This window comes from Paraglaciecola sp. 20A4 (genome assembly GCF_011378905.1).
Lineage (GTDB): Bacteria > Pseudomonadota > Gammaproteobacteria > Enterobacterales > Alteromonadaceae > Paraglaciecola.
This window is the reverse complement of record NZ_WTPY01000031.1, coordinates 14,826-38,509: the sequence shown is the minus strand read 5'-3', so window position 1 is coordinate 38,509 and position 23,684 is coordinate 14,826. Positions and strand designations below refer to the sequence as shown.

Below are 23,684 nucleotides of genomic sequence, written 5' to 3'. Positions count from 1 at the left end.
CCACCCCAATTATTACCTCAACGAGTGCGAAACCGCAGTTCCAAGAGCAGGCGAACAGTACTCAACAAGGCGCCCCCGACTATAGCATCACTTTGAGCTGGTTTGGTCGCTGGTTTTCACGCCAACAAGGCTCGGTTGTCATTAATTCTCAAAACTTGATTTTACCTAAGGGAGGGGCGCTTGGTGGCCAAGCGAATGGCGAGTCACTTTCCTGGCAACAATTGGACTCTCCACCTCAGTTCGAGTGGCGCTGGTTGGGAGTGACGATGATCATTAGGGTAAAAGGCGTCGTTTACGAGAACCACTTTTTGGGTTATCGCAGCACTGCACGGTGCGCAAAGCAAGTTCAGCGATTATGGGCGGCATATCATCAACGTACTTTGCTCACACTAGTGAGCAAAATTGAACAGACGATTGACACGCGCTATTTGCGCCAGTCTCGGCTAACTGCAATCAGGGAGCGAGTGGCTAGAGAATATAAGCGTTGGTTGCCATGGGGCGAAAACACCGCCCTAGGTGAAGAGGTTAAAACAGCTTTGGGTAAACTTACCGCTATGCACTACTGGAATGATGCGGCGCTAGAAAGTATTCGGCAAAACTTTATAAATACGCAACTTGTCCGTTACGGCGATTATTTTGATCAGGTGGAATCAAATCCGTTAACGGATAAACAGCGCCGTGCGTGCGTGATAGATGACGATAATAATCTGTTGCTAGCCGGTGCCGGTACAGGGAAAACCAGTGTTATGGTCGGGCGGGCTGGTTATTTACTGGCAAGTGGGCAAGCCGAGCCACAGGAAATACTGTTGCTGGCCTACGGTAAAAAAGCCGCCAGTGAAATGGACGAACGTATCAAAGCTAAACTGGGCATTGATAATATTAAAGCCAGTACCTTTCATAGCTTGGGCCTGAAAATTATCGCCGAGGTAGAGGGGCGAAAACCCAGCTTGTCTGCCTGGGTGAATGACGAAAAAGCCAAAAATGTATGGATACAAAGCAGCCTTGAAACTTTGCTTAACGAGCCAGCTTACCGTGAGCAGTTATTTGCATACTTTAGCCACCATTATTATGTGCAAAAAAGCCCATTTGATTTCGCCACCCAAGGGGAGTATTACACTTATCTAACCGACAATGATATCCGCACGTTTAAGGGGCAGCGCGTTAAGAGTTTCGGTGAATTATATATTGCTAATTGGCTGTTTAGAAACGGCATTGAATATTGCTATAAGGCTAAATACGAGTTCGAAGTAGTCAGTACTGATTTTCGCCAATATCAGCCTGACTTTTATTTACCTGACTACGGTGTTTATATCGAGTATTACAGTATTGATGAAAACGGTAATACGGCCGACTATATCGACAAGGGATCTTATCACTCTGCAATGTCTTGGAAGCGCCAATTACATCAAACCAACGGCACCGCGTGTATTGAACTATTTTACCACCAGCATGTTACAGGCCAATTGATACCCGAGCTCAAGCGTGAATTGCGCGCTTATGACGTGGTGCATTCACCCTTACCCGATGAAGCCATACTCGCCACATTGCACGAATTAAATAGGATAACCGAATTGGCATCATTATTCGGACAATTAATCGGCTTGTACAAAGCGGCGTGTCTAGACGAGCAGGGCCTCAATAAGAGGATTGCCAATGCAGCGGATAGTGAACAAATTGCTAAGGCACTAAGGTTACTCCGCCCGGTGTATGAACGATATCAACAGCACTTGGCGAGTAATGGCGAGATTGATTTTGAAGATATGATTGCCAAAGCCTTAATATACGTGCAGCAAAGGCAATACGTACCCACGTGGCGCTATATTATGGTAGATGAATTTCAAGATATTTCAGAGCCCCGTGCACGTTTAGTACGTGCTCTGCGTGATGCTACTGGTCAAGGCACAATTTATCCTGCATCACTTTTTTGTGTAGGGGATGATTGGCAAGCTATTTACCGCTTTAGCGGTGCAGATGTCAGTTTAACAACCCACTTTACACAATATTTTGGTGCAACCACTGAGAACGTGTTAGATGTCACTTTTCGTTTTAATAATAAAATCGGAGAGGTTGCCACCGCGTTTGTGAGCCAAAATCCCGGCCAAATCAATAAAAATATTCGATCGTTGGTAGAGGTTGCCGAGCCAGCTATATCGATATTACGCCGAGGCGCGCAGCAAGGCCCAACGTCCCAAGAGCCAAGCGACAATGCATTGACTCAAGCGTTGAGCGCTATCACTAAGCGGATTAACGAGAACACGCAGCCCGCGCAGGCTGACTTTGAATCCGACGCTGTCAGTGATCGCCTAAAGCCGACCGTGTATTTGCTAGCGCGTTTCTGGTTTCAATTACCGGACGCATCAGCCTTACGGGCATTGAATGCCCAGTTTGAGAGCGTGCATATTAGCTGTTTAACCTTTCATGCAGCTAAAGGGAAGGAAGCAGATTATGGGGTGATCATGGGCATGACCAAAGGAAAAAACGGGTTTCCGTCCAACAAAGTGACTCCGCCATTGCTTGATGCTTTGTTACCTCAGGCTGAAGCTTACCCCTTTGCTGAAGAAAGACGATTATTTTATGTGGCGCTTACCCGAGCCAAGCATAGGGTGTACGTGGTGGCCGATATGACCAATGCAAGCGCATTTGTGGTGGAACTGATGGAGCAAGCAAACAGGGATGATGGGACGAGCAACGTGGAATTAACGGAATTCAAGAGCTCGTTGGTGCAGCGTTTATTCGCCGACATTAACTGTGCAAGTTGTGAAACCGGAGCCCTGAATAAGAAATTAGGAAAATTTGGCACTTTTTATGGTTGTTCTCACTTTCCTATTTGTGACCATACGGAGCCGAGTTGTGCGCGCTGCCATAGTCCAATGACGCGCACTCGTTTTATGGGTTTTAAAGCATGCTTGGACGTAAGCTGTGGTCATAGTGTGCCGCTGTGTCCCGAGTGCGATGGCGACATGCAATTGCGTAAAAGTGCTCGAGGGGCATTTTGGGGCTGCGCTAATTATCGTGGCAAAGAGCAGCCCAGTTGCCAACATACTATAGACCAAAATGCGCTGGAATTACCGGCTGGTCGTGTGACATCAACTCGAGATTGACCAACCTTAGAAATTAATGGCTGAAATACACACTTAGATCGCGATTTTACGGTAAATCACAGAAAAGGAGCTCGCTGGCTCCTTTTCTATTCACCGCGCAACGTATTTTAATGGTGTGAGTCAAAAATATTTTCTTACTGGGCTTGCTCAGTCACCGTTAAGGTTGGGCTAGCGACCTCGCTGGCATCTAAAGTGAACACCCATTGGGCGCTGTTAAATAGATTGATAAAAAGATTATCGCCAGAGTCCGGGTAAAGGTTGGTAGGAGTGGCTAATGCAACATCTATATCAGCCCCTAGGTTTAGCCCGCCGCTGCCGCCCCAATCCTGATCGGCAATTTTAAAATTATAGCCGCCAGCATCAAACACAAACACCCCTCGATAAATTCCATTACCTTGGTAGATGAGCGGCGAGGTGGTGCCCCAGTCGTTCATGTCGCCCCTCAATAACGGTATATGGTTACCATAGGGGGCAGGAATCACATTGGGATCATCTGGAGTAATCGTTAATGTGGGGTTCGTGCTATTGGTTGCATCTAATATAAACTGATAGCGACCGTCAGCGATTAAGCTCAAGCTTAGATTATTGGCTCCATTACTTAGGATTACTGGTGCGGCGACAGGTACCGTGAATTCACCCCCTATATTAACCGCTGCAAAATCTTGATCAGCAATTTTGAATTGATAATCCCCGTGTAATAGGTCTGCATTGACCGCGTAGGTGTCTTTACCTAGATAACTAAAAGGTAATGACGTGTCCCACTCATTAAAGTCACCTCGTAAGTAGATAGGTTGTTCTGCATAAGGGGGTAAGGCCGATAACCCATACCCTTGTGCGCCATTTTGTACTTTAACAAACACCGCTGTACTTAGCGCTGGCACACTAAAGGTACCGCCACTAAATGTTGCGGTTTGTATGGTGGCGTCAGCGGACTGTTGTTGGCTTTGATGTAACGTAAAACCAGTGGCGTTAGGCACCGCAAAGGATTGCGCCGAGGCGCTACCATTGATAAGCACGACGATTGCGTCGTTGTTACCGTCTATATCATCTAAGCCAATACCATCATCAAGACTCATCACAATCAGGCCTTGGAGTTGCTGACTGCCGGTATTGTAAAATTTAATGCGCTGTGCAATATCCTCGGCACTATTTAATCGAAACAATTTGCTGGTACTGCGAATATACAAAAATTCTTTAAACAATGCCGCTGATAGCTGAATGTCTGTAGCGGTAACGTCGCTATTGGGGTTAGCACTAACCTCGCTAATAGTCGCCCAGTTGTTTTGATTGTCTTGGGCAAGAGGCAAACCTTTATTCCAGTTACTGGTTTGTAGGGTGAAATCAACCTGATTAAACCAGTCGCCCGCATCATAGGTATTACGATCCATGGATTTAGAACGGATGAAATCTGAGCCCATATGTAAAAACGGAATGCCTTGGCTTAACAATGGTATAGACAACGCCACGTTTTGGATACGGACTCGGTCTTGTATTGCTAAATGTTTAGGCAAAGCGTATTGCAGTTTGTCCCACAAGGTTTCGTTATCGTGCTTGGATATGTAGTTGATGGTATCGCCAGGATCATCACTGTATCCCGCCGGTTGCCCATTCCATTGATAATTGTAGGTGGACACATAAGCGTCGTCAGCGTTAACAAACTGATAACTGCCTACGTTGCCTACTAAACCCACGCGGATGACGTCTTGTTGGTTAATGCTGCCACCAGTAAACAGAGCACCGTCTCGGACCGCATCGCGCTGACGATCTGAATAAGTACCCACCTCGCTGCCAGCCATGTTCAATTGCGAGGCTTGCTCAAACCGCCGGTTATTGGCAACCTCACCAAAGTTCCAGCCTTCACCATAAAAGTAGGTATCGGGATCTACGGCGCGCACGGCTTCACGCGCATCTATAATCGCTTGTTTGGGTATATGCCCCATTAAGTCAAAGCGAAAACCATCGAAGCCAAAATTCTCGGCAAAGCTGACCAAAGAATCATTCATCAATTTAGCCATCATTTTGTGTTCGGTGGCGGTATTTTCGCAGCAGGTGGAGTTTTCAATTTGGCCACTGGATTCGTTTAAACGGTGGTAATAACCTGGTACGACTTTATCTAGCACCGCATTATCATATAGGCCAGACGAAGCGGCGTGGTTATACACCACATCAAGTACCACCCGTAAGCCAATTTGATGCAAAGATTGGTTCATTGAGCGCATTTCTATTATACGGGATACCCCATCCGGTTCTGTTGCATAGCTGCCCTCGGGTGCAGCAAAATGCTGGGGATCATACCCCCAATTAAATCCGTCCATGGCGCGCATAGATTCTACTAGTGATTGAGCATCGGTAGTGGAAGGGTCATACCTTTGTAGTACCTGTAACAAGGTATCTTGGTCGTTTTGCACCCCACATATAGGCGCTGCGCTATTTAGGTGACATAAGTCAGCTACGGTGTTGGTTAAATCTATCCGCTGGTTAATATCTTCTTCTACGGATGCAATATCATTGGCGGGCAACATATGAAAGTGGGTTAACCCTACCGCCTGCAAACTTTGTAAGTGTTGCATAGGCTCAGAATTGAGTTCGGTAAAGGCCATATATTTACCTCGATGGGCTGCGCTAGTACTTTGGTCAAGAATACTAAAATCACGAATATGCCCTTCATAGATAACCGCGTCTTCTGGGTCGTTAATAGTGGGGACTGTATGCGCGTCCCAATGAGGTGGTTTTAAGTCTTCGTCATGTAAATCAACAAACTGGCTATAACGACCGTTAGTCGCCAAACTAACGGAGTAGGGGTCAGTAACGGTCAATTGTTCGTTCTGTTGGGTGAGGGGATGAAAAACACTTATATCGTACTGATAAAACTGACGATCAAGCGCTGTTTTAGTCCCAGTGTAAGACCAAACCCCACTTTGGGGATCCAAATTCATGGCATGACTAGCAATAGCTTGCTTAAGATTGTTATATACGACTAAATTTATCGCTGTAGCGGTAGGTGCCCAAAGTGTCGCGGTAATGGTGTTGTCGGTATAAATTATCCCAAGTTCTGCTTCATCAGCGTCGTTTGTCCCATTGGTATAAAGACTATCTATTAGTCTTGGGATCTGAACCCGAGTGGCCTCGATTATTTCGCCATGAGTATCAAGTGCTACGGCGAGTAGTTGCTGCTTGGCCCATTGCTTTGCTTGGGCATCGGTGAGGTTGAGGGTAAAACCGTTAAAGCCGTTTAGTTGTGGATCTTGTGCGTATATTGCTGGGTCCACATTCGCCCTGGTTAAAGACGTAAAGCTGGTATTGATTAAGCTGTCAGTACTTACATTGGATAAACTGGCATCGGCTGAGGTATATAAGCGATATTCGGCGGCATTACTAGAAATGAGCCACACTAAGGCATTCGGGGCCATCCAGTGTGCTTTAGCGCCGTCAATGGAAAAAGGGCGAGATTCAATGGGCTCATACCAAAGCTCGGGATAACCATCAAACGCAAACGCTTGCTGACCATTGGCTGTTTCAAAACGACTATTGCTGTTACCCAAGGCTTTGTAGTCGTCGTTATGTACAATAAAGTTATAACAGGATGCGCCAGGGGTAATGGTCAAAATATAATAGGCGCCGTAAATGGGGTGTTCGCCATCAGCAGGGTAGGGATCGGCCCAATTGGCAAAGTGACTATCCTCAGTGGTCTCAGCGCCATAATTGCCACAGCCTTCACCATTCCAAAGGTGTAATCCCCAGCCTTGGTAATTAGCGTCTTCGCGCTTATAAAATAAAGCGATTTGATTATCCCCTAGCGTAAGGCCGCTATCGGGGGGAAGGTCTAGTTGTAATCGCATGTCCATGGCGAGTGCCGCACGCGTCAAGCTAAGTTTAACCGTGAACTTGTGGGACGCACCAGCAGCGAGTTCACTTATGCTTAAGGCAATAAAAGGTGTGCCGCTTTGGGTATCTTGGCTGTTTATAATATTATGACTGCTGGCATCAAACAGCACCCGCATAGGGCCGCTGATAGCATTGCTTGTATTCGTCAGAGTCACAATGGCACTGTATTGGCGATTAACACGATCATAAAACGGACGCGATGCGTAACTAAAATCACCGCTGTCGGTATTTTGCCAAGCAGCATTGGCCAAAGGCGCTAAAAGCAGCATCAATAATACATTTATACGGATAAGTAATTTCATTTTAGATAGTCCGGTTAGATTGTTTGCTTCGCTTAAATAACGCGGCAGCGCCAAGTAATATCAACGCTAACATAGGAGGAACAGGCACATTTGTAGGGATAGACCTAAGCGTCACATTGTCGATCAATAAAGTCGATGAAAATGAGTCTGGGGTGAATCCACCTTCTAGATTGAAATCTAAAAACCAGCCTGACTGATTAATAAAGCGATTATCAAGCATGACCGAATAGGTACCCGCTCCGTAAGTGCTGGTGGGCCCGAGCAAAAATCCAGGGCTAGCATCAGCGCCAGTTATATCGCCTAGGTTATTAGTGAAGTTGACAAAAAATACGTCGGCTAAGCTTGAACCATCATCAAAACCGCTAAATAGCCAATCAAAACTGAGCCATAAATGAGCATTACTTCCAGACGTAAAATCCATTTCGGTTGATAAGGTATTGGCATAAAACGCACTGGCACCGCTGGCCACATCGATATTTATTTGTCCCTGGCACGCGCCTGCATTATTGATTATAGCGAAGTCGGCATTCGGGTCAGTATGATTCATCCCATCGGTATAGTTGGCCCAGCCGGTAAAATCGCAACTTTGAAAGTTGCCGTTGGTGACCAATGCAGCTTGAGCATGGGCAGCGAGTAATAAACACAGAAATATCAATGTTTTGGGTATGGTTTTCAATGTTTTAGCCTTTTCAGTGAGAAGTGATAATTCATTTTTGCAACATTCTATTGTCAACTTGTTTCCATAAAACTTTAATTGAAAAAAAACGTATGACCATTGAATTTGCTCGAAAAGGCCATGAATACGTATGCAGTGAAAATAGGATATTGCTTTATCAGGCAGTCGGCTTTGCCAATGCTCTTCGTAAATGTGCGTAATAAATTTAATCGTGTTTAAGACGCTGAAGGTAGGTTATGGGGATAGCCGAATTCCGGTGCGATTGCTCATGTAGGTTGGATATGCAGTCAATGTCCGCATACCATTTTAGGAACAGCCATTGACCATCGATAAGTATAGGATAGTCCAAGTAAATACTATCCCTTGGTACACTTGGCTTGCTATGATCCTAGGCTTAATTTTACATAATAAGAACGAATAATTCAGAGGGGTCGCGTGACTATAATCGAACGAAAAGAAACAAAGCAACGAATGAGCCGAGTTGTGATCCACCAAGGTACAGTTTACTTATGTGGGCAGGTTGCTGCTGATGCCAGTAAAGGTATTGAAGAACAAACTCAGACCATGTTAGACAAGGTTGATGACTTATTACTGAGTGCCGATAGCTCTCGGGAACACCTGTTATCAGCGACTATCTATGTAAAAGACATGGCTGATTTCTCGGGGATGAATTCAGTCTGGGATGCGTGGATACCCGAAGGGCACGCACCTGCAAGAGCATGCGTGCAAGCTGCTATGGCAAGACCTGAACTTTTGGTTGAAATTTCAGTCGTGGCGGCGCAAAAATAATATGCCTTTTGAGCGATTTGTCTCTTGAGCGTCGCTCAAAATTTCATCAAATATAGCACTGTAAGTGACGCTAATCTTACCCTTATAGTCTTTTTGCCAATAAAGCGCTAACAGAGGATGAATTCGCCTTCTTTTGGTGTTAATTTGTTGTTAAATAACAACAAGTCAAAAGATTAACGATGCAAAGCCTACCTTTTGTGCATGAACCTTGGTATTTATTAACCGTGGCGCTAGGCGCGGTGCTCGCTCTTTTATTGCTAATTGTGCGCTTGAGATTACACGCGTTCATTGCACTGTCTTTAGTCAGTTTGGTGACGGCTTTGATGGCGGGTATCTCAGTGACAAACGTAGTGCCCACTCTAACGAGCAGTTTTGGCGGGACACTCGCTTCAGTTGCCTTACTTGTTGGGCTAGGGGCTATGATAGGAAAGCTCCTTGAGGTATCTGGCGGGGCACAGGTACTCGCAGATAACCTAGTCAATCGCTTTGGCGCCGACAAAGCCCCGCTGGCATTAGGTGTTGCTTCTTTATGCTTTGGGTTTCCGATATTTTTTGACGCTGGTTTAATCGTAATGATGCCGATTATTTTCAGTGTAGCCCGACGTTTTAATGGGTCTGTACTAACCTATGCGTTACCTGCCGCTGGTGCTTTTGCGGTTATGCACGCCTTTGTTCCTCCTCATCCAGGGCCTGTTGCGGCGGCTGAATTTTTGGGTGCTGATATCAGTTTATTGCTATTGGTCGGTCTAATTATTGCCATTCCAACTTGGTACATAGGCGCATATCTGTATGGTCAGTATGCGGGTAAACGTTTTAATATTCCTTTGCATTCACTATTCAGTTTAAACGCCGAGAGTCCAATGCCTGAGCAGGCCGATTTGCCGAGTTTCTCTAGCGTGCTCTTAATTTTACTACTCCCTGTATTTTTAATTTTTATGGATACGGGATTAAATACATTAATAGCTGCTAATGTGATTGCAGGGGATACATCTGTGGTGCATACCTTGCGCTTATTGGGTAAAACCCCAGTGGCATTATTGATTACACTGTTAGTCAGCATCGCCATTTTTAGCCGGCGCTATGGAATGGGTAAAATAGAGTCTTGGTGCGGAGATTCTTTAGCACCCATTTGCGGGGTGATTTTGGTTACCGGGGCAGGTGGCATGTTTGGTGGTGTACTGCGTGCCAGTGGCATTGGCGATGCACTTGCAGGTTTGTTAGCTGACACTGGTATGCCGCTGATCGTCGCCGGGTTTATTATTGCTGCCAGTTTACGCGTTGCACAGGGCTCTGCCACTGTTGCATTGACGACGACTGCTGCGTTATTAGCCCCCATGGTCGCTGTTACCACAGGTTTGTCAGCGGTTGATTTGTGCTGCTTGGTTATCTCTATCGCGGGGGGGGCAACAGTCCTATCCCACTTCAATGATTCCGGCTTTTGGCTAGTGAGTCGCTTATTGAACATGGACGAAAAAACCACATTGCGCACCTGGACTGTGATGGAAACTTTACTGGGGAGTCTCGCCTTTATCTTTGCTTTTATTTTAAGCTGGCTTTTTTAATCCGCATATAAAAACAGCAGCGTAGGCTGCTGTTTTACAAGACCCGATTAAAGGTTTATTGGTTTGCTTGAATGCTCGTTAGTCTAGAAGGCTTCGACTTCCGCCAGCATTTGACTGAAGTCAGCTAATTCTACTTCTAAGTATTCGCCGCCGTCACGCCATTCAATACCTATTACTACGTTATCTTCCGCTAAATCTTCTATCCAAAACTCTAACCAGTCTGAAACGGTAATGGCTTTAGGCACGTAATCAACCCATTCGTCAATACAGTGCTCTTTCGCTAATTCAGCATTTGACCAAAGAGGCATAACATCTGTTTCTTCAAAGTTGATAGAATCTAAAATCACCCAGCCTTCGCTGGTTTTGTCCTGTAATGCCCATAAGATTTGGGTGTTTTTCACGTGGGCCATAAAATCGGCTGAATCGATATGGGTATCTGTCATGATAAGCTCTGTGTGGCTGGTTTGTGGCGCCATGATACGGTGTAAATAAGCCACTCACAACGGCTGATTTAAGATTCTGTTCAATGCCTAATCACATGGACATAGGTGAGTCTTGGGTTTATTCTACTTATATCTTAAGATGCAAAAAATAACAATTGTAGTTCCATTTTGTTATAAGTTTGTTAGTGATATGTAGACGTTCTTTGTAAATGCATGATTGATAGGTTAAGTATGGATTCGATTTTACTGATTATTTTTATTTCTTTGGCCATAGCCAGTGTGTTGAACATAGTACTGAAGAAGTTTTCGGTGTCACACATTATTGGCTACATCATAACCGGTACGATTATTAGTAACATATTCCATTTTAACGACAGTGAAAAGTTGCACTCTTTAGATTTGATAGGTGAGTTTGGCATTGTGTTTTTGATGTTCACCATCGGTTTAGAGCTGTCGTTTAACAAACTAAAAAAAATGAAAGAGTTGGTGTTCTTCAATGGGTTTGTTCAAGTTGCGGGTAGTGCTTTGTTTATTTTTGCCATCGCCTTTTACCTTTTCTCTCAGACCGTCACCGCATCAGTCATTATCGCGCTGTCGTTTAGTTTGTCGTCAACCGCTATCGTGCTAAGTTATCTTAAGAAGTCCAAAGACGTCGTTACTCCATACGGTGAAAAGTCGGTGGCTATCCTTATCTTCCAGGATTTAGCGGTTATCCCCATATTACTATTGATTAGTTTTTTGGCTAACAGTGAACTGTCGATGGGTGATGTGCTTTTAAAAACGTTGCTCTCAGCGACCCTAGTGATCTTATTTATGTTTACATTAGGCAAAAAACTGATTGAGTGGTTATTGCATTTTTCAACCAATGCAAAGTTAGAAGAACTCTTTTTAGGCTCAGTTTTAACCATCGTGATTGGTGCTTCAATATTGGCTCATGAAATGGGTTTTACGTACTCGTTAGGGGCTTTTATTGCAGGTATGATCATCGCTGAAACTAATTTTCATGTGAAAGTGGAATCGGATATTGCGTCATACAAAGATATATTGCTTGGAGCGTTCTTTTTCTCTATTGGTACCAAAATAGATATTGCTTATTTTTACCAAGAGTTTTTCTGGGTGCTTACCGTTTTGGCATTAGCCATGTTGGTAAAAGGATTATTTATCTTCGCGCTGATACGCCGCAAATCGAACAAAAGTGACGCAGTTAAAACAGCTATAGCCCTTTGTCAGATAGGTGAGTTTTCCTTTGCTATTTTTTCTCTCGCTATCACTGAAAACATAATTTCCTATGAGTTGGGTAGCTTTCTAATTCTGGTGACTGTGTTATCAATGATTGTGACGCCCTTTATGATTAATAACATTTATAAACTGGCTTCTTACTTTGTTGTTGAGTTTTTCGAGTCAGACAAAATTACCCCCATTAATGCACATCACCATACTGTTATCTGTGGTTTTGCTATCGTGGGGCGTATTGTTGCAAAGGAATTAACGGAGAAGGGCATTCCTTTTGTTATTATCTCCGATAACTTACAACACGTCTTGCTCGCCCGAGAGCGCGGCTATATGGCATATTTTGGTCATTTGGATAAACGCACTGTGCTTGAGTCTTTAAAGGTCGAGCAATCCACCAGCGTGATTATAACGGTGAAGTCTTTGGTCAGTAAAAAGATCATTTGCAAGGCGGTATTAGATTATTTCCCGGGAGCCAAGGTGATTGTGAAGATAAATAGTTTAGATGAGAAAAAAGCATTAGATGGCTTAGGTATTAATGCATTTGTGCATGCTGATCGCGAAACAGCACGATTATTGGTTAAAAAGAGTATTGCCCTTGATAACAATGTTTATGAGGATGGATCCGAAGCTTCCATTGGCACAGTAAGTGGCTGATTTATTGCTTTTGATATAGAGCTTACTGATTGAAGTATAAGCAATTGGAATAAATGTTTGATAACTGTTCTATTTTTAATCTAGTTAGTTGGGTGATTTTTCTTTGCATAGGTGTCGTAAAATAGTTACCATCACGAGTCGAATTAATTAACCGCTTTCTTTAGGCTCTATATTTATGGATTTACACAGTAGTGAATTGCCTGTTATTTTAAGAAACCTCCGAAAAGAGGCGGGCTATACGCAGGGCGAACTCGCACTGCGCGTAGGATTAAGCAGAGAAACGGTTTCTGCCATCGAAAATAATAAGCCTGAATCGTTACGCACGCTTCAAATTGAAGTGGTAAAGAAGTGGTGGTCTGTTTGTCGCAGTAAGGCCAAAGAAGAAACCCGCAACAATTTCGTTAATCAAATCGTAGGCTACTTTAAATTTATCACCGATAGACTCTAGTGTTCTTTAGCTCTACCCGTATACCCAAATTCATTGGTTCTGTTCTATTTGTTTGCGCCGGATTCCTAACTTACGGCGACAGTCTATTATTCGAAAAAATCTATCTTGCATTACTTGGCTTTGTTGCTGTGTTGTTTATTCGCGACATTAATATAGTCAGTATCATTGTTATATCTGCCGCGGCTAACTTATCATCTGAGGTTCTTTATCCTCTTGTTATAAGTGAGCATTTTCAGCTGATATTGAAAATGCTCACCTATTTAACAGTCTGTTATACCTTGTATAAGGTCTCTGAAGATAGTATGCGTTTGCCGACGATGATTGTGGTAGGTTTTTGTTTAGCCACCGAGTGTTACTGGTATTTGACGGATCAAGAAGCGCCAATGATTTTTTGGTACGTATTATTGCTCACAATAAACCTCTGGGTGCGCCACTTCTTATTTGCTCGCGTATTCATTATGGCCAAGTATTTCCCCACTCAATATCGTTCACTTAACTTAGATCACACTCTGTATCAATTGGTTTTCTTTTATATACTGTTGCACCAACTCGTGTTAGTGGAATACATATTACGCCGTGTATTCGACGTACCAAGTACACACATTTACTATGCTGCGCCCTATATTTTTCATGGTTTAACGACCTATTCTGCGCTTTTAGTTTTAATTCAAGGCTACGTTTTACTATCAAAAAACTGGTTTAAGGCTTAGTCTTTTACTTCTTTAAACAATTTTAATACACTTTCATTTTAACCTTCTATGTGACATTGCCGATATATCCTTGATAATCACTTTGGTGGAAATTCGTCCATCATAAATTTGTTATTAGGATATATATCATGAAAAAATTCACTCTTGCTGCCACTTCTGTATTATTTGTTCTTGCTTCTAGCTCTGCTTTCGGAATCGGAACAGGTGGTAAAATGGTTCCTCCTAGCTTTATTGGTACCGGTGGCAAAATGGTTCCTCCTGGTATTATAGGTACTGGCGGTAAAATGGTTCCCCCTAGCATTATTGGTACAGGTGGTAAAATGGTTCCTCCTAGCATTATCGGTACTGGCGGTAAAATGGTCCCACCTAGTCTTATCGGAACCGGTGGTAAAATGGTTCCTCCTTCACAGCTTTAATATAAAAAGATCCAGTTGGGTTGATTATACTGGTGTAAATATTTGTCGTATGAAACGCCTTAATCGCTGTGATAAGGCGTTTTCTTTTGTTTATTCATAAATCTTAAAAATCATTGAAATAAGAATTATTCGTATTAAGTGTTGACGCTGTGAATTATTCTGATATAGTTGACTATATCAACCATACGTGTCGGAGTAGTTATGAAACCTAAAGCGAAATTAGTCAGAATTATTCATATTGAATCTTTATCGCCTCATTTACGGCGTATTGTTTTTTGCTCAGATGAGCTGGCAAATTTTCCAGAGGGGCAGGATGGGGCGCACGTTAAGGTGCTGTTTCCACATGAAGGCGAACGCCTACCTGAGTTGGCATTCGATGGGCCTAAACCCGCTATCAAACGCTCGTATACCATACGTAGCTTCGACAGCGAAAGTTGTGAATTGACCATCGACTTTGTTGTTAATCTTCATGTTGGTCCTGCTACAAATTGGGCTAAGAATGCTAAGGTCGGGGATTATGCCGCTATAGCAGGTCCAGGCCCGCGCAAGTTAACAGATTTTAGTCAGGATAATTATTTAATGATTGGCGATATTACCTCTGTTAACGCTGTGAATGGTTTTGCTAAGTTTATGCGCCCTGAAGCGACCGTTAATTCAATCATAACCGTGCCGACACGGGCTGACATAATTCATATGGACGCGGGTAAGCAATTGCAAATAACCTGGCATGTTGAAGATGAAACGACACAATCATTGGTAGACGTAGTAAAAGAAATAGCGAAAGAGATGCCCAAAACAAGCCATATTTTTTTCGGGTTAGAAGCACGAAGCGTTCGAGATATTAAAAGCCTGTTGTTGCACGATCTTGAATTTGATCGGCTTAAGCTTTTCTCTTCGGGATACTGGAAAAAGGGTGTCGATGCCGACAAGTTCAACCGCCAGAAGCAACAGAACCCTTTGTAAACCATGTTAACGTTTCAATTTTTAAAACGTGATATCAAAAACCACCTGTGATGAAGTGACCCCCAATAGTTGGACATGCCAATTACTGGGGGCGGGCTTTTTATGATTTTACTTATATTTCTAATGCCTAGAAAGGCGCTTGTTTACCTGATATTAGAAGATATATTGTGCACCAACGTAAACCGCTCTAGGCTGCCCACCAAAATAGCGATAAGAACCAAATGCGTAGTCAGCGCGGCTGGCGTATTTCTCGTCAGCGATGTTTTCCAATTTAACGTTCAGGCTTAAACGCGCATTTACATGCCATTGTCCGCGTACATTCAATAAGTCATGTCCTGCATATTCATGGGCATTCGCCGGGTCAAGATAATAACTGCTAATGTGCTGCCATTCTAATTCAAGATCGATGTGGCTAGTGGGCTGCCAGTTAAGTCTAGCATTGCCTTGCTGACGAGGTGCTGTGTCAATGTCGTTGCCTTTCACTACGCCGCTACTGGCTCGATTGAAATCATATTTATGCTCAGCATAGGCGTAATTAGCCGATAAACTTAGGTTAGCGAGAAGCTGATAAGTGATATTTACTTCGATGCCTTTGTGGGTTGTTTCGCCATCGGTTACGTTTAAACCGTCGTCATCTCGAAAGAAGAAATTATCTTTTTGCATACTATAAACCGTTACCTGCAGTTGCAGGTTTGTAAAGGCACCTCTGATCCCGCCTTCGACACTATTGATTTCTTCTGAATCTATGGTGCCGATACTTTGTTGATTCTGCAGACGATATAAGTCGGTAGTTTGCGGTGCTCTAAAGCCATTAGCCCAATTGGTAAAAATCGATACGTTGTCGTTTAAACGATAATTCGCACCTATTTTAGCACTGGTATTGTTGAATCTATCGTGTCGATCGCTAGGACGTTGATATAAACAATCAACTGCTTGTGCATTACTGTTGATACACGACGAACCGTCAGCTTTTGTTGTGCCATCAGCGATTAAATTGTCGTAGCGGTACTCGGTGCTATCGAAACGTAAGTTACTGCTAAAGCTAAGCGCTTGGTTATATTGCCAATTTAGCTGAATAAATGGCGAGATAGTTGTAGCATCAACGTTATAATCAAAGTGAACACCTTGCTGACGGGCCTTACCAAAACTAAACATGTCAGCTTGTTGTTGGGTTTCGGTTAACTTTCCTTGAGTCCAGTCAATATCGGCACCGGCGACCAATGAGAGTGCGTCATTGACTTGCCATTGATAATCAGTGTTAACACCTAGGCTGTAGTGACTATTTTCTTCAATAGCTCTGGAAGGCAGATAATGCTGGCGAAACTCCATGCTGTTGCTACGAAAATAAGGGGTAATGTTAATCTGTTCGTCTGCGCTTAGTTGATAGCTGACGTGACTGGCACCGCGAATAGACGACCATTGCCTGTAGGCGTCGGTATCACAGTTCTTTTCCATGGCCGAGCGGTCTTTATATAAAGCGTCGGGGGCATAATTTGAGTTAAAACAACCTTCACCATTGTCACCTGACGCAATAAAGCCCGCGGTATTTTGCGCGAGATCAAAGCCCGACAAGGTGCTGCTAACGGTTAACTTATTGCGTTGATAATCATGGCGCAATCCCAATTTGCTTGATGTGTAGCTGCTGTCGTCCTGATAGCCCCCATCATCGATGATTTGCAGGTTTAGGCCTATTTTTTGTTGAGCAGAACTTTGATCATCAACTTGGCCAAGCGTACCATCGAATTGCACACGGTCATTAGGACCAAAGGTAATGCCAACATTCGTGCCATCTCGTGGCGTCAAGCTGAGCACATTGACCACACCATGCACGGCATTTGAGCCGTAAACGGCGCTATTAGGCCCTTCAATAATTTCAATGGCATCTGCTTGAGCAAAGTTAAGCTCGGCTAAGGCATTATTATTGGCAAAGCCTGCTGCTCTTGTCGACACACTATCTTGCATAAATAAGAATGCGCCTGCTGCACCAGGGCCGGTTAAGATTGGTGAGCGCAGAGAGGGCAGGTTTTCAACACCATTATTGGCTTGTACATACACACCACTGGCGCGATTAAGTATGTCACTGACAAGCGCTGCATTAACGCGTTCGATATCGTCTTCGTCGATGCGGTTAATATTGCTATCAAGCGCCATAAGGTTGGTTTTTTGATGAGAACCACTAACGACGACAATTTCAATAGGTGACTGTTCGGCCAATACAAACGTACTTAGTATTGCGATGGTTAGTGTGGCGAATGGGAATAGAGCACGACGCATTTACATGAATACCTTTAGGAAAATATAGCACAGGCAGTCAGTCTACCTGATTTCAATAAACCCTTAAACTTACCAATAGCTTAGGAAACATTATTAATGTATGAGCTGTGCTGTATTAATCATATGCTATTAGGCATGATTTTATAAACTGCTGTGGCATGGGTACTTACTTACTAAATCACTACAAAAAAACGGCTATCTGTCTTTTGTCGCGGATACATTGACGTCAATGGGTGACGACATATTAAGATGTACATCATGTTGAGGAAATGCAATTTCGACGCCTGCTTCTCTAAACGATTTTTCAATTCTCATGTGTAACTCATGGGTTACCAGCGCGCGGTCGACAACGGCCCGTGCAAATACCCGTAGCTCAAAATCTAGGCTACTGGCCCCGAATGCTAAAAATAATGCTGCCGGAGCAGGATCATCAAAAACGTTATCACTTTTATTCGCGACATCGATTAATAACGAAACGACTTTTTCAGTATCGCTACCATAAGCAACGCCCACAGGGATAACGATTCGCGTTACAGGATCGGAGAGTGTCCAATTAACAAAGTCTTGGGTAATAAAGGTTTTGTTGGGGATAATAAGCTCTTTTCGATCCCAGTCACTCACGGTGGTTGCGCGGATACGAATGCGCGTTACAGTGCCACTATGACCTGCAATAGTAATCGTATCGCCAAGCCGGATAGGGCGCTCAAACAAAATCACTATCCCCGACACAAAGTTAGCGACAATTTCTTGTAATCCAAATCCTAAACCAACGCCTAATGCGGCAATAAGCCATTGCAGTTTTGACCACTGTGCGCCGAGGATATTGACAGAAACGATTATGCCTACGATCACAATACTGTACTTAAGCATGGTCGTGATGGCGTAACTGGTGCCAGGCGATAAGCTAAGGCGACCCAGTACGGTCATTTCGAGTAGTCCGGGTAAGTTGCGTACACCGATGAAACTTACAATCAAGATCATCAAACTCATCAAACAATTCCATAGCGTGATCTGCTGAGCCTCAATGTTGGGTTCATCGCTATTTATTTCCCACATGACGATGTCATCAAGGGAATACGCTATGGGAGAAATGTCTTGCCATATCACTGATAAGGCACCGATTAAAACGAGCCAAATGACTAGGCGTATTACCGCTTTGGTTTGAGTCGTGATGGTATGTCGGTCGAGCTCTTGGCTATCAATAATTTCAGGCACGCCTTCACCAGATTGCTCGGCAGCTTCTTGTTGAGCCGTTGCTGCAATAATGGCTGCCCGTTTCGCGCGAATTTTTTCAAGTGCTATGCGCCGAGCGTTGACTGAAATAGCGCGTTCGGCGGTGTAGTAAACCAGCATTGCTAATGTGCACATCACAGTGGTCTCTAACATCAAGGCGAGTAGGCGCTGAGCACTGTATTGATATCCTATGGCGGATAGTATGATGAGAAAAACTGGGACTAAAATTAATAACGAATACAAAAAATAAGAAAAACGTTTTGAGGTGTGAACTGAGGAACGATAACGATAATATGCGTTACGCGTAACTCGTGTGCCCGCTATAGCAAGAGAAGTGCAAAGTATTATCAGCGCAAACTGGCCTAGGTCTTCTCGGATCTCAACACTTGCCTGATTGTTTAGCAATGTCATGATGATACCTATCGGAATGAATACTACTATCAGTAGTCGATTGTTCTTTCTTAGCAACGCTAGATTTGATTCAGTCCATCTAAAATGTGCTTCCCCTAAGCCGTCTTTGCGAACGAGTTGTAGTATGAATTCTAGATATATCATCATCAAACCACCCACAAAAAAAGCGTTACTTAGGCTGTTGGCGAATCCCGCGTTTGCATCACACAAAAGTGCTAAAGCAAATAAAACTAAGGTGGGTGGTAAGGACAATCCAAAGGTGATGGCTAGTGCTTCTAATGTGAGTTTGAATTCATCAGATTGTACTCTGCCGATATTGGGGGCGATATCACTTAAGCGTTGCTTAAGACGTTTGCGTAATAGCAGTGATAATACGAGTAACACAAGTAAAGCGATAAGCGCCACGATGCTGTGTTCAATATTAGCTTCAATGGCTTGTAGTACATTCTTCCAATGGGCCATGCGCAGTAACCATGCCGCTGAATCACCGGCCGCAGTGACAGTGGATAAATCAAAAGGCGTGGCGCTTGGGATCCAAAATAAATTGCTTTCCAGTAAGTCGCTGTAGGTTTGTGTACGTTGAGTGAGATAACGAAGTTTATCCAGTAAAACCGATAATACATCTACGTGTTGCGTATAGGCTGCGCTAAGTTGTGAAATTAGTTCACGGCGCTGGCTAACTAAATCATTTGCGGTGTCTTGCCAGCGTTGATTGTCCTTACCAATTTGCTGCATTATAGTGTCTATAGCTGGAGTATCGAACGGGGCTCGGCGCTGATTAATACTAAATATGGCAACACGATTATCGACTATCGACGTTTCAGTTAGACCAATCAAGTCACGGCCATCTACAAAACGCGTTGCTTGTTCCCACTCATCTCTGAGCGCGTTACCAAATACCGCTGAAGATTCATAAATTTCGAGTTCTAATAAACGGTTAAGAGAAGAAAATTTGTTATCTAAGTCCGTTATTTGAATTTGAATATCGCTCAATTGTTGGCTAGTTTGATCTTGTTGGTCGGTTAACAAAACAGCGCTTTTAGCTAATGCTTCGTTCTGTTTTGCGATATCTTGCAAAGCCTGAGGTGCGCTAATGAGCGACGCCGTTGTGGCTTCAAGTTCGGCCAAAACAGAAGCGTTTTCCTTATCTTCTAGCTGGGTTTGTAATGATGTTAGTCCTTCAAGTAATTGTACTTTTGCTTCCAGTTTTTTTTGTTCTAATGCGATTTGCTCTTCGATAATGGCCAAATGGCTTGGGCGATACGCTAGCCTCTGTTTGAGGGTGCCAATTTTTGCTTGCAGCATTTTGCGTTGGGTAGTTTGCGCGATATTTTCAGCCAGTTTAGCTGGATTACTGTCTTCACCATCGTTGAGGCTATTATTGGTCGCGTCTATGGCGCTTTGCGTTTCGCTAATGATTTGTCGTAACAATAATCGACGTTCGTCATCGAGGGTGGCCTTTAGCTCTGACAAGCGTGCACGAGTGCTGGTCACGTCACCCTCTATATTGGTGACTTGCGTGAGGAGTTTTTTTCGACTGATGGACCGAGCAGGCACTTTTGGCGCAGAGTACGACCTTAAGCTAATTTCCACGTCGGCGAGATCTTTTGCTGCAACGCCTATAGCGTTATTGTACTTATTGGTTTGATCCTCAAACTGTTCAGTGGCACGGATGTTATCGATGGCCTGCTGATAGGATTTTTCAATTTTGGCTTTTTCTGCATCGGAAATATCAGAGGCATCTTCTAAGGTCTTCAAGCGCTGTTGTATTTCTTCTACACCCGGCAATAAATGTTCATCTGCAAACACATAAAAGTTGACCATTGAGCCGATGACTAGCAGATATAGACCTAGGGCGCTAAACAACGATTTTTTGGATGAGAAGGTGTTTGGCATATAAATCCTACGGGTTAAGGAAGTGCACTATACCTTAGTTGCTGTGCGCGCGTCTTGTGCTGGGGGGACCGAAAATAAACGCCGATACTCACGGCTAAATTGAGATGCACTGGTGTAACCTACTTCATATGCAGCTGTAGTGGCATTGTGGTTTTCAAAGACCATTTTTCGTTTTGCTGCATGTAAACGTATTGTTTTAATGTATTGGATAGGAGAAGTATTCGTTGCAGCTTTAAAATGTTGGTAAAATGATGACTCACTCATATTGGCCTTATTGGCCAGTGCCGGTATATCCATATTCGTCGCATAGTGGCGGTTGATATACTGCAAAACATTGGCGATCTGGTATTGTTGTCTGTCTTGGCTGGCAAAGTTTCTCAGTAGAACACCATGCTCAGCTTCTAACACGTGATATATCAATTCTTTTAGGGCGAACTGTCCAAGCACATGGGCTTTGATTTTTGAATGCGCACAGTTGAGTAAACGGGATAGGGTGTTTTGTATATCTTCATTGATGGCACTAACATAAATCCCCCTCGAGGCTGAGGGATTTTCAGCTGATATATGCATCGATGTTGGGGATTTTAGCGGTTTAATAGTGTCGCCTGTTCCGACGGTATTTTGTGCTGAAATGGTATGCCCTAAAGAAATGGTATGTCCCAAAGTATTAGGCATCTGGATTAATAGTTCGTTGACTAGTTGTGTATCTAAGCTGATGCGCGCAGCTAAATAAGGGACATCAGGAGTCGCTTTCAAAATTTGCCCTTCCAATGGCAGCGGTACACAGCTAACCAAATAGTGCATAGGATCGTATTGATAGCGTTCTTTACCTAAAAATGCGGCTTTCGACCCTGACAACACCATATAAATACTGGGTTGATAAATTACCGGCATAGGTGAAGGTGTTGGACGATCGCGACGAAATAGACTTAAATGTGGAATACTGGTACTAAAATCACCCTCATAGGGTGCTAACTCTAATACTTTATCAATTAATTTATGCATTGCGAGATACCGTCGATCTATACGCTTTTATGGTCCGCTTAGTATGCCATCTATCAGATAAGGTGGAAGGTGCAGACTCAATGATTGTAGGAATAGGCAAACATTTCCCAGTATCACCCAATTTAATCAATAAATATGCGCGTTAATATTTTATCCCGTTATGTTTTGTGTGTGTTTTAAAAGGACAAGGTTATGCAAAAACGTCATCTAGGTAAGCAAGGATTAATGGTTTCCAGTGTTGGTTTGGGCTGTATGGGCATGTCAGAATTTTATGGCGCTCATAACCAACAGGACTCGTTTTCCACCCTGCATCAAGCTATTGATAGCGGTGTCACGTTCTGGGACACGTCGGATATTTATGGGCCAAAAACTAATGAATTATTATTAGGGGAATTTTTCAAACAAAATAATAGTGCACGAAAGGCTGTCACCTTAGCGACTAAATTCGGCATTATGCGCGATGACAATGGGACATTCCTTGGTTTTAATGGGCGTCCTGAATATGTTAAGCAAGCCTGCGAGGCGAGTTTACAGCGCTTGAATATTGAATGCATCGATTTGTATTATCAGCATCGGATGGATCCAAATGTACCCATAGAAGACACAGTGGGTGCTATGGCCGATTTGGTGAAAGAGGGAAAGATACGTTATTTAGGTTTATCGGAAGCAGGTAGTCAAACGCTCAAACGGGCTTGTGCGGTGCATCCTATTTCTGCATTGCAAAGTGAGTACTCATTGTGGAGCCGTGATATTGATGACGACATTCTACCAACTTGCGATTTACTTGGCGTGGGTTTAGTTGCTTACAGCCCATTAGGTCGAGGTTTTTTGACCGGCTCAATCAAATCACGAAGTGACTTAGAAGTTGGCGATTGGCGGTTAAGTAATCCACGATTTTCAGAGCAAAACTTTGCTAGTAACTTATTGCTGGTAGAAGAGATAAAACGTATTTCCACTTCATTAGATTGCACCCCCGCGCAACTCGCATTGGCGTGGATTGCACATCAAGCCGATAACTATGTATCAATTCCGGGTACGCGTAACCCTACTAGAATAATCGAAAACGCCGAAGCCATGGACCTGGCAATATCAACTAACCAGTGGGCTGATATTGCCAAACGAATAGCCAAGCATGAAGTTAAAGGACTTCGATATCCTGAGGAATCCATGGCGGTATTGGGCCGTTAGTCATTCACTTTTGGCTGCAGGTTATCGGCAATATGTCCTGCAGTTTCTTCAAATTGACGTAGCTGAGTAGGCGTTAAACCATGGGTTATTTGCTGGTTGATTTTTGCCTTAGCTGTGTGCAATTTTTCCATTAAAATATGACCATTTTCAGTCAGTCTGAGTATTTGGCTGCGCTTATCATCTGCATGAGCGTATTTTTGAATTAAATTCGCGCTAACCAGTTCTTTGACGATACGCGCGATTTGGGCTTTATCTCGGGCAAGCTCGCCGACAATAACATTGGCAGTGCAGTTGGGGGATTTGGCGATAACAGAAAGGCTGCGAACATGCATCGCGCTTATACCAAGTTCACTGGCGTTAATTGCACTGCGGATGGCAATCCGATATCGCTCGGAGATAGTGATAATTTGTTCGATAAACTGTGATTGCATAGAAATGGCTCCAATAAATACTTTAGATGATTATATCAACAAAATATTTACCCTAGCTAATATC

The 23,684-nt window shown here is 43.6% G+C and carries 16 protein-coding genes; 9 read left to right on the top strand and 7 right to left on the bottom strand.

The window, feature by feature from the left end; genetic code table 11:
• Positions 1-92 precede the first annotated feature (92 nt).
• Positions 93-3,101 carry a UvrD-helicase domain-containing protein gene (locus GQS54_RS19695; protein WP_240920023.1) on the top strand — a complete coding sequence of 1,003 codons (3,009 nt, stop codon included), beginning with the start codon at positions 93-95 and terminating at the stop codon, positions 3,099-3,101.
• Between the two features lie 134 nt (positions 3,102-3,235).
• On the opposite strand, the gene GQS54_RS19690 is transcribed toward GQS54_RS19695, so the two are convergent.
• Together GQS54_RS19690 and GQS54_RS19685 are read right to left on the bottom strand one after the other, a co-directional pair.
• On the bottom strand, positions 3,236-7,288 hold the full coding sequence (locus GQS54_RS19690; RefSeq protein WP_166425627.1) for an alpha-1,6-glucosidase domain-containing protein: 4,053 nt from the start codon (positions 7,286-7,288) through the stop codon (positions 3,236-3,238).
• A 1-nt stretch (position 7,289) separates the two neighbouring features.
• Positions 7,290-8,021, bottom strand: coding sequence for a hypothetical protein (locus GQS54_RS19685; protein ID WP_240920022.1), 732 nt, complete (start codon positions 8,019-8,021; stop codon positions 7,290-7,292).
• 378 nt (positions 8,022-8,399) lie between these two features.
• Here GQS54_RS19685 and GQS54_RS19680 point away from each other — a divergent pair, with 378 nt between their 5' ends.
• A complete protein-coding gene (locus GQS54_RS19680; protein ID WP_166425626.1) occupies positions 8,400-8,753 on the top strand; it encodes a RidA family protein in 354 nt (117 codons plus the stop codon).
• Positions 8,754-8,932: 179 nt separating this feature from the next.
• The gene (locus GQS54_RS19675; protein WP_166425625.1) at positions 8,933-10,315 is read left to right on the top strand and encodes a GntP family permease; all 1,383 of its coding nucleotides are present in this window, start codon (positions 8,933-8,935) and stop codon (positions 10,313-10,315) included.
• Positions 10,316-10,398: 83 nt separating this feature from the next.
• On the opposite strand, the gene GQS54_RS19670 is transcribed toward GQS54_RS19675, so the two are convergent.
• Positions 10,399-10,758, bottom strand: a complete 360-nt coding sequence (locus tag GQS54_RS19670; protein WP_240920021.1) for a DUF2750 domain-containing protein — start codon at positions 10,756-10,758, stop codon at positions 10,399-10,401.
• A gap of 231 nt (positions 10,759-10,989) precedes the next feature.
• Here GQS54_RS19670 and GQS54_RS19665 point away from each other — a divergent pair, with 231 nt between their 5' ends.
• From GQS54_RS19665 to GQS54_RS19645, 5 genes are all read left to right on the top strand, one after another.
• On the top strand, positions 10,990-12,645 hold the full coding sequence (locus tag GQS54_RS19665; RefSeq protein ID WP_166425624.1) for a cation:proton antiporter: 1,656 nt from the start codon (positions 10,990-10,992) through the stop codon (positions 12,643-12,645).
• A 175-nt stretch (positions 12,646-12,820) separates the two neighbouring features.
• On the top strand, positions 12,821-13,093 hold the full coding sequence (locus GQS54_RS19660; RefSeq protein WP_158769840.1) for a helix-turn-helix transcriptional regulator: 273 nt from the start codon (positions 12,821-12,823) through the stop codon (positions 13,091-13,093).
• Positions 13,093-13,803, top strand: coding sequence for a hypothetical protein (locus GQS54_RS19655; RefSeq protein ID WP_166425623.1), 711 nt, complete (start codon positions 13,093-13,095; stop codon positions 13,801-13,803). The genes GQS54_RS19660 and GQS54_RS19655 overlap by 1 nt, the downstream gene beginning before the upstream one ends.
• Before the next feature lie 128 nt (positions 13,804-13,931).
• Positions 13,932-14,219 (top strand): hypothetical protein, encoded by a 288-nt coding sequence (locus tag GQS54_RS19650; protein ID WP_166425622.1) that lies wholly within the window; start codon positions 13,932-13,934, stop codon positions 14,217-14,219.
• Positions 14,220-14,420: 201 nt separating this feature from the next.
• A complete protein-coding gene (locus tag GQS54_RS19645) occupies positions 14,421-15,182 on the top strand; it encodes a siderophore-interacting protein (RefSeq protein ID WP_166425621.1) in 762 nt (253 codons plus the stop codon).
• Between the two features lie 153 nt (positions 15,183-15,335).
• On the opposite strand, the gene GQS54_RS19640 is transcribed toward GQS54_RS19645, so the two are convergent.
• From GQS54_RS19640 to GQS54_RS19630, 3 genes are all read right to left on the bottom strand, one after another.
• A complete protein-coding gene (locus GQS54_RS19640) occupies positions 15,336-17,456 on the bottom strand; it encodes a TonB-dependent receptor (RefSeq protein ID WP_166425620.1) in 2,121 nt (706 codons plus the stop codon).
• A 195-nt stretch (positions 17,457-17,651) separates the two neighbouring features.
• Positions 17,652-20,996 carry a mechanosensitive ion channel domain-containing protein gene (locus GQS54_RS19635; RefSeq protein WP_240920020.1) on the bottom strand — a complete coding sequence of 1,115 codons (3,345 nt, stop codon included), beginning with the start codon at positions 20,994-20,996 and terminating at the stop codon, positions 17,652-17,654.
• 27 nt (positions 20,997-21,023) lie between these two features.
• Positions 21,024-22,001, bottom strand: coding sequence for an AraC family transcriptional regulator (locus GQS54_RS19630; protein ID WP_166425619.1), 978 nt, complete (start codon positions 21,999-22,001; stop codon positions 21,024-21,026).
• Positions 22,002-22,193: 192 nt separating this feature from the next.
• Here GQS54_RS19630 and GQS54_RS19625 point away from each other — a divergent pair, with 192 nt between their 5' ends.
• Positions 22,194-23,189, top strand: a complete 996-nt coding sequence (locus GQS54_RS19625; protein ID WP_166425618.1) for an aldo/keto reductase — start codon at positions 22,194-22,196, stop codon at positions 23,187-23,189.
• Here GQS54_RS19625 and GQS54_RS19620 read toward each other — a convergent pair.
• Positions 23,186-23,620, bottom strand: coding sequence for a MarR family winged helix-turn-helix transcriptional regulator (locus tag GQS54_RS19620; protein ID WP_166425617.1), 435 nt, complete (start codon positions 23,618-23,620; stop codon positions 23,186-23,188). The genes GQS54_RS19625 and GQS54_RS19620 overlap by 4 nt on opposite strands.
• Positions 23,621-23,684: the final 64 nt, after the last annotated feature.

Coding starts and splice junctions, on each gene's coding strand:
- GQS54_RS19690 (WP_166425627.1), bottom strand. CDS start 7,288: ATGAAATTACTTATCCGTATAAATGTATTATTGATGCTGCTTTTAGCG.
- GQS54_RS19675 (WP_166425625.1), top strand. CDS start 8,933: ATGCAAAGCCTACCTTTTGTGCATGAACCTTGGTATTTATTAACCGTG.
- GQS54_RS19670 (WP_240920021.1), bottom strand. CDS start 10,758: ATGACAGATACCCATATCGATTCAGCCGATTTTATGGCCCACGTGAAA.
- GQS54_RS19665 (WP_166425624.1), top strand. CDS start 10,990: ATGGATTCGATTTTACTGATTATTTTTATTTCTTTGGCCATAGCCAGT.
- GQS54_RS19660 (WP_158769840.1), top strand. CDS start 12,821: ATGGATTTACACAGTAGTGAATTGCCTGTTATTTTAAGAAACCTCCGA.
- GQS54_RS19650 (WP_166425622.1), top strand. CDS start 13,932: ATGAAAAAATTCACTCTTGCTGCCACTTCTGTATTATTTGTTCTTGCT.
- GQS54_RS19645 (WP_166425621.1), top strand. CDS start 14,421: ATGAAACCTAAAGCGAAATTAGTCAGAATTATTCATATTGAATCTTTA.
- GQS54_RS19640 (WP_166425620.1), bottom strand. CDS start 17,456: ATGCGTCGTGCTCTATTCCCATTCGCCACACTAACCATCGCAATACTA.
- GQS54_RS19635 (WP_240920020.1), bottom strand. CDS start 20,996: ATGCCAAACACCTTCTCATCCAAAAAATCGTTGTTTAGCGCCCTAGGT.
- GQS54_RS19630 (WP_166425619.1), bottom strand. CDS start 22,001: ATGCATAAATTAATTGATAAAGTATTAGAGTTAGCACCCTATGAGGGT.
- GQS54_RS19625 (WP_166425618.1), top strand. CDS start 22,194: ATGCAAAAACGTCATCTAGGTAAGCAAGGATTAATGGTTTCCAGTGTT.
- GQS54_RS19620 (WP_166425617.1), bottom strand. CDS start 23,620: ATGCAATCACAGTTTATCGAACAAATTATCACTATCTCCGAGCGATAT.